Genomic DNA, 6,770 nt, shown 5'->3' with positions numbered 1-6,770 from the left:
ACAAGAAGGTGAGGGAATAATCTGACCCACAGGTTGAACCGCCCAAGAGTAAAACATCCTCACTCACCTAGGTTCATTATGCCTGTACAAACATAATGTAACCGTTGAGTAAGATACAAGAGTAACATATCCCGAGATGTTACTCTGACCCCGATCTCGTTAAAGCTCTGTACTTCCCAACTCCAGCAAGGTCGCATTACCGCCAACTGCCGTGGTGTTAATCGTACGTGTTCTTTCTGTCACAAACCTGAGCATATGATCCGGCTGTAGCAGGTGTGAACAGTGTTCTGAGTCGGTTTCAGCCACCAGTTGTACCAGTAAGCCATTTCGCTGAGCGAGTGATCGATTCATAAGACGGGCATTGTCTTTACTGCACACGGCTGCCACGATGGCGATGCCTTCGATAGCCATTGCTTCTTCAACAGGCATGTCTGGCAATGCTTGGATAACGCCGTTGGGTAGACCAAACATGTGGGCTTTTTCAACTAAGTCGTTGACCCATTCACGATTGTTATTCCATTGCAGCAGAACACAGTTGCCTGTTGCAAGTGCGGCCATCACTTGACCCACCATCGCGGTTTTGCTGGCGCTGTCATCGCCAATCACTAACGCAACACCGCGACCATTCAGGTAGAGCTCGTTAGACTCGCCGGTAGGCCCAGGCATCACCTGAATGGGCTCTAAGGTGACACTAAGATCCAGTAGGGTGCGCAGCAAGGATTTGATGCTGGCATCTCGGGTTTGTGGCAGTTCAACGCTGAGCTTTTTCAGGCGGTCACTGCGATTGATAAAGCCAAGATGATTCCAAGCATCCCAAGCGCTAAGTGCATGCTTGATCTGAGTCTGTTGAGTAGTCATCAGTGCGCCTCCTGAACCTGAGTCAGTTGAGTGTAGCGAATAAGGTAGTGTGGACCGCCTGCTTTAGGACCTGTTCCCGATAAACCCTGTCCACCAAAGGGTTGAACGCCTACCGCTGCACCGATTTGGTTGCGGTTGATGTAGCAGTTACCCACACGAACACGTGCTTCAATGTCTGAGGCGGTACGTTCGTTACGGCTGTGAATGCCAAGAGTCAGGCCATAGCCGGTGGCGTTGATTTGGTCGATTAGATCATTGAGCTTGCTGGCTTTATAGCGCAGTAAATGGATGATCGGACCAAATTGCTCTCGGCCCAATTCGGCAATCGAACCGATTTCAAATGCAGTCGGAGCAACGAAAGTGCCTTGTTTGCATTCTGCGGGTAGCGGCGTTTGTGCAATCAGTTTGGCATTTTTCTTCATCTTTTCGATGTGCTCAAGCAGTCCGGCTTGAGCGTCTTCATCGATGACGGGGCCCACATCAGTGCTGTGTAAACGAGGATCTCCCACCACCTGTTCTGCCATGGCGCCGCGCAGTAATTCAATGATGCGATCAGCAATGTCTTCTTGTACGCAAAGAATACGCAAGGCAGAACAACGCTGCCCTGCCGAGGCAAAGCCAGACAGTACGGCATCTTTGACCACTTGCTCGGGTAACGCGGTAGAGTCGACGATCATGGCATTTTGACCGCCCGTTTCGGCGATAAACGGTACCGGATCGCTATCACGTTGTGCCAGCGAGCGGTTGATTAGTTGTGCGGTTTCAGTCGAGCCAGTAAAAGCAACGCCTGCAATGCGTGGGTCTTTGGTTAGCGGCGCGCCGACAGTGGCACCGTCACCAGGAAGTAGGGCAAATGCATCGGCAGCAATTCCAGCTTGATAAATCAGTTCGGCTGCTTTGCTGGCGATAATGCTGGTTTGCTCGGCGGGTTTAGCGATAACACTGTTACCTGCGGCAAGCGCAGCGGTGACTTGTCCAAGGAAGATCGCCAAAGGAAAGTTCCATGGGCTAATGCAGACAAATACACCTCGACCCTGACGTTGCCAAAGTGCTTGTTCACCTTCTAGCTGAGCTAAGCTAATGGCGTGGCCGCAGTGATGCTCCGCTTGATTGGCGTAGTAACGACAAAAATCGACCGCTTCACGCACTTCATCGATCGCATCTTGAATGGTTTTACCGGCTTCCATATGGCAGATAGCGCAAAGTTCTGCGAGGTTTTCTTCCAGTAGATCTGCCAGTTTACGCAGGGCCTCAGCACGTTGCTTAACCGGAGTGTTGCTCCAGGTTTGATAGCCAGTTACAGCCACTTCGATCGCTTGGTTGACTAATTCAGCATTAGCAAACGCAACATCTCCCACGGTGATGCTGTGATCATGAGGTGCTTTGATACTGTGGCTGGCTAAGCCTTCAACGGGTTTGCCGTTAATAAAGGGATGCGCTTGCCACTGCTGTTGGCAAAAACGACTGACTTCTTGACTAAAAGGAATCCACTCGGATTCGATTTCTATGTTGGGACCGGTTGAGTTTGCGCGATCTTCGAAGATGTTGCGTGGTAATGGAATCTGTGGATTGTGCAGAGTGTTACGCTGACTTAATGTCACGTAAGGATGTTGTACAAGATCAGTCACAGGGCAACGAGCATCAACTAGGCGATGCACGAAGGAGCTGTTTGCACCATTTTCCAGAAGACGACGAACCAGGTATGGCAGCAGGTCTTTATGGCTTCCCACCGGTGCATAGATACGCACACTGACACCGGCTTGCTTGATCACACGATCATAAAGCGCATCACCCATGCCGTGTAGGCGTTGGAATTCAAATTCTTTATGCTGCGCCATGGTCATAATGCTGGCCACGGTATGAGCGTTATGGCTGGCAAATTGTGGCCAGATAAGCCCTTTAATTTGATCGCTTAATAGAAAGCGGGCGCAGGCAAGATAGGAAACATCGGTGGCTTCTTTGCGCGTCCACACGGGGTAACCGTTTAAGCCTTTTTGTTGGCAAAGTTTGATTTCACTGTCCCAGTAAGCGCCTTTGACCAAACGTATCGGAATGAGGTCGCCTTGCTCTTTAGCAAGGGCAGCTAACCAGGCTAATACAGCCAGTGCACGTTTCGAGTACGCCTGCACGACCAAGCCAAAACCGCCCCAGCCTTGCGTGGTGGGATCACGATAGAGTTTGGCGAAAAGATGCAAAGACATCTCCAAGCGATCCATCTCTTCGGCATCGATGGTGATCGCTACATCCAATGAACGCGCTTTTTTAATCAGCTTAAGGACGGTGTTGTATAGTTCATCCATGACGCGAGCTTCTTGTCCCACTTCGTAACGTGGATGCAACGCAGACAGTTTTATCGAAATACTAGGACGAGGGCCTTTGGCTTTTTTATCAACAAAATTGCCGGTAAATTCGATCGCCTGCATATAGTCATCGAAATATTTCTGCGCGTCTTTCGCTGTTAACGCAGCTTCGCCAAGCATATCGAAGGAGTATGTGTAGCCTTTTTGACGGTATTCACTGCCACGCTTCATTGCTTCATTGATGGTGCGACCCAAAACAAACTGGTGCCCCATGATTTTCATAGCGTGCTGCATCGCCTTGCGGATCACCGGTTCGCTCATGCGATTGACTAGACGGTTCAAAATACCGCTGGCAGAACCATCTTCATTTTCATCCATGGTGACCACTTTACCGGTCAACAAAAGTCCCCAGGTTGAGGCGTTGACGAGGAGTGATTCTGAATTGCGTAAATGCTTTTTCCAGTCAGCAACACTAAGCTTGTCACGAATCAAGGCATCCGCTGTTTCTGCGTCAGGAACACGCATCAGGGCTTCTGCAAGGCACATCAGCAGAATACCTTCTTTGGTATCAAGGCTGTACTCAAGCAACAGTGCATCGATCATATGAATGGAGTCACCATCTGCTCGAACTTCTTCAATCAGCTGTGTCGCTTTCGCTTCAGCTTGTTGTAGTTCGGCAGATTCAGGCTGCGCTAAAGGCATTAGCTCTTTCAGCCAGGTATCTTCATCGATAGCATAGAGTGGTGAAATCTCTTTCCAGAGTTCACTGGTTGGGCGTTGAATCCAGCTGGGATCCAGCACGTCGTGTGGCTTGAACATAGTGTAGTCCTCGATTTTGACTTCACGCAGAAATATTGCAGACTGTGTTTGTATTGTTAGCTTTTCGTTAAAGCTTTTGTTGATAGCGCCACTGTAAGTATAAGACGATATCGGAGTCTTGCAGGATTCTCCGGAGCTTTATTGGAATGCTCCAGTTATGTATCAAGCGTCGTTTTGCTGGTTGCTATTGATGAGAGAGTGTCAGTAAACTCAGGCCATCAATTTTTCTACTGATCGATTCAACCCTTCCCAACTAAGGAGAACAGCATGTCCATTGCAGCTAAAAAGATCACATTTATCGGTGCAGGAAATATGGCCAGTGCGATTTTTAAAGGGATGCTGGCGAATGGTTATCCGGCGGACCATATCACTGCCACAGCGCCTGATGCGGCGGTATTGAAAGGATTGAGTGACGAGTTGGGTATTCACACGACGACCGATAATGTGGCAGCTATTGCCGATGCAGAGGTGGTTGTGTTGGCGGTTAAGCCACAGATCATGAAGCAGGTCTGTGTTGAATTGGCAGATCAAGCTGTTAAGACGCGTCCTTTATTTATCTCCGTGGCCGCAGGTTTACATGCAGAAACCTTAAACGGTTGGTTAGGTGAAGATCATGCCATTGTTCGCTGTATGCCTAATACGCCTTCATTGGTCAAAACAGGCGCATCAGGTTTATTTGCTCTGCCAAGCGTAGCGGAACAGCAGCGAAATTTTACCGATCAGCTATTATCAGGAATCGGTATTGTGCAGTGGGTGGCTGAAGAGTCCATGCTCGATGTGGTGACAGCAATATCCGGTAGCGGTCCTGCTTATTTCTTTATGGTGTTCGAAATGATGGAGAAAGCCGCTGTTCAATTAGGAATGCCTGCCGATGCAGCGCGTCGTTTGATTCTTCAGACGGGTTTAGGTGCGGTTCGCATGGCACAAGAAACCGAGCAAGAGTTTAATCAACTCAAACGTAACGTCATGTCGCCTAAAGGAACGACGGAGCGAGCGATTCACACCTTTGAAGATGAAGGCATCGAAGCACTCTTTCTGAAAGCCATGAAAGCCTGTGCAGATCGCGCTGATGAGATGTCTCGGGAGATGGCGGAGTAAGCACTAAAAAATTACTTTTGGCTTGATTTATAAAGGCATATGGTGATGACTTCCGTCAGGTAGTTCAATGTCTAAGAAAACTTTACCACCCGAAGCTTCAATATAGCGTTTTAGTGAAGAAAGTCTGAGATCTTTACCCGGCTTTTCCATCTCAGAAACAGAGGGTTGCTTTATTCCTAGTTGCTTTGCAAGGTCGGTTTGCGTGAGTTGCATTAATTCGCGCAACTCGGCTAAGTGAATATTTAATAGAATGTCAGCGGCTTCTTTCTTTGCGGCTAAAACAACCTCTGGTTTTTCATTGTTGAGGATTTGCTCTAAGGTTCTTGCCATGTTTTACCTCTGACTCAGTCTTTCTAAATGTGCTGCGAATTCTTTATCTGCAATATGAATCATTACGTCATAAAACCGTTTGTCACGCTGAGTTTTATGTCCAGCACATAATAAGATACCCTGACGTTCCGGATCGAAAGCAAAAAAAGCCCTGATAGGATCTCCTTTACTTTGAACTCTTAATTCTTTCATGTTTGGAAATTTAGAGCCTTTAACGCTGTCTGCATAGGGTCTTTTTAATTTGGGCCCTTGCTCTTTTAAGACGATCATAGATGCTAATACTTTGGCTCGATCATGATCATCTTGCGCATCAAACCATTGGTCAAAAGTGTCTGTCGTTAGGATATTCCACATTGCATTTCCTTATGCATATAGATTAAATTCTATATAGGTTATTACCTATAATCAAGTATGGGAAGTTCTGTAATCTTAGCAAAGGATGATAAGTGTTGCAGTCTCAACCCCCCACCAGCTTGCTTGCCTTGCGAAAGCGAGCGGGTGAAATGTTTAGGTATTGGGTAAAGGCACGTGTCAGTGCGCTTTGGTTGGTGAAACCAAAGCTCGCGGCGATATCGATCAGCGGCGTGTCTGAGTTTTGCAAAGCATCTTTAGCGCCTTTCAGGCGTTTATTTAGAATGTAGTGTTGAGGGGTCAATCCGGTTTGTTGACGGAAGCGATCAAAAAACTGACTGCTACTGAGAAACACTAATCCCGCCAGTTCACTGACACGAATTTTACGATCAATATGTAGATCGATGTAGTTATCAATGACATCTAGATTAATTTTACCTGGAGTGCGAACACGGGCGAATTCGGATAGTTGTTGGTCTAAATGGCGCTGCAAGGCACAGATAATAGCGTTACTGCAGGCGCTTTGTAGGATACAGTCGTCAGGATTTTTTTGCATTTCACGACTCAGTGCCGCAATCAGGACTTGAAGGTCACTATTACAGTGAACAAAGCGTGATTTTTCAAACAGTGCGTCGATACGAGGTTGTAACTGGGGATCGCTATGAACCGGCTCTAGATTAACGACGATGATACTGTTATCGCCGACTCCCCAAAATGCATGATCCGTTTCACAGGGCAATAGGCAGCCCATTCCGGACCCCACAGGACGGGTATGACCGGAAACATCAAACGCTGTTGCACCTTCTAAGCCAAACACCAATTGATGGTGGTGGTGATCATGATGATCCGCGCTTTCAGGAAGGCTTATTACTTCTGCCTGTTTAACCATGAACGCTCACGCTATTTATCATTATTCGTTACGATCGTTGATCGCTGGTTCTTTCCATCATAGCACAACTGAAAAAAACAGATCTAACACGAGCAATAGAGACCAGAATTATTTTTCTGTTCAGG

Annotated in this window: 6 protein-coding genes; 1 reads left to right on the top strand and 5 read right to left on the bottom strand. The window is 47.6% G+C overall.

Going from position 1 to position 6,770, the window contains the following annotated elements:
• Nucleotides 1-159 precede the first annotated feature (159 nt).
• The gene (locus F7R24_RS12935) at nt 160-858 is read right to left on the bottom strand and encodes a hypothetical protein (protein ID WP_151671680.1); all 699 of its coding nucleotides are present in this window, start codon (nt 856-858) and stop codon (nt 160-162) included.
• The gene (gene putA / locus F7R24_RS12930) at nt 858-3,977 is read right to left on the bottom strand and encodes a bifunctional proline dehydrogenase/L-glutamate gamma-semialdehyde dehydrogenase PutA (protein ID WP_151671679.1); all 3,120 of its coding nucleotides are present in this window, start codon (nt 3,975-3,977) and stop codon (nt 858-860) included. Before putA ends, F7R24_RS12935 begins: the two co-directional genes overlap by 1 nt.
• Nucleotides 3,978-4,244: 267 nt before the next feature.
• Here putA and proC point away from each other — a divergent pair, with 267 nt between their 5' ends.
• The gene (gene proC / locus F7R24_RS12925; RefSeq protein WP_151671678.1) at nt 4,245-5,075 is read left to right on the top strand and encodes a pyrroline-5-carboxylate reductase; all 831 of its coding nucleotides are present in this window, start codon (nt 4,245-4,247) and stop codon (nt 5,073-5,075) included.
• A 27-nt stretch (nt 5,076-5,102) separates the two neighbouring features.
• On the opposite strand, the gene F7R24_RS12920 is transcribed toward proC, so the two are convergent.
• From F7R24_RS12920 to F7R24_RS12910, 3 genes are all read right to left on the bottom strand, one after another.
• A complete protein-coding gene (locus tag F7R24_RS12920; protein WP_151671677.1) occupies nt 5,103-5,405 on the bottom strand; it encodes an XRE family transcriptional regulator in 303 nt (100 codons plus the stop codon).
• A gap of 3 nt (nt 5,406-5,408) precedes the next feature.
• On the bottom strand, nt 5,409-5,759 hold the full coding sequence (locus F7R24_RS12915; protein WP_151671676.1) for a type II toxin-antitoxin system RelE/ParE family toxin: 351 nt from the start codon (nt 5,757-5,759) through the stop codon (nt 5,409-5,411).
• Between the two features lie 103 nt (nt 5,760-5,862).
• Nucleotides 5,863-6,645, bottom strand: a complete 783-nt coding sequence (locus F7R24_RS12910) for a helix-turn-helix domain-containing protein (protein WP_151671675.1) — start codon at nt 6,643-6,645, stop codon at nt 5,863-5,865.
• Nucleotides 6,646-6,770: the final 125 nt, after the last annotated feature.

The sequence above is a fragment of the Nitrincola schmidtii genome (genome assembly GCF_008973715.1).
GTDB lineage: Bacteria > Pseudomonadota > Gammaproteobacteria > Pseudomonadales > Balneatricaceae > Nitrincola > Nitrincola schmidtii.
This window is presented reverse-complemented; position numbering and strand designations above follow the sequence as displayed.

What these genes read in the sequence shown, in the direction of transcription:
- F7R24_RS12935 (WP_151671680.1), bottom strand. Translation starts at nt 858, where the DNA reads ATGACTACTCAACAGACTCAGATCAAGCATGCACTTAGCGCTTGGGAT.
- putA (WP_151671679.1), bottom strand. Translation starts at nt 3,977, where the DNA reads ATGTTCAAGCCACACGACGTGCTGGATCCCAGCTGGATTCAACGCCCA.
- proC (WP_151671678.1), top strand. Translation starts at nt 4,245, where the DNA reads ATGTCCATTGCAGCTAAAAAGATCACATTTATCGGTGCAGGAAATATG.
- F7R24_RS12920 (WP_151671677.1), bottom strand. Translation starts at nt 5,405, where the DNA reads ATGGCAAGAACCTTAGAGCAAATCCTCAACAATGAAAAACCAGAGGTT.
- F7R24_RS12915 (WP_151671676.1), bottom strand. Translation starts at nt 5,759, where the DNA reads ATGTGGAATATCCTAACGACAGACACTTTTGACCAATGGTTTGATGCG.
- F7R24_RS12910 (WP_151671675.1), bottom strand. Translation starts at nt 6,645, where the DNA reads ATGGTTAAACAGGCAGAAGTAATAAGCCTTCCTGAAAGCGCGGATCAT.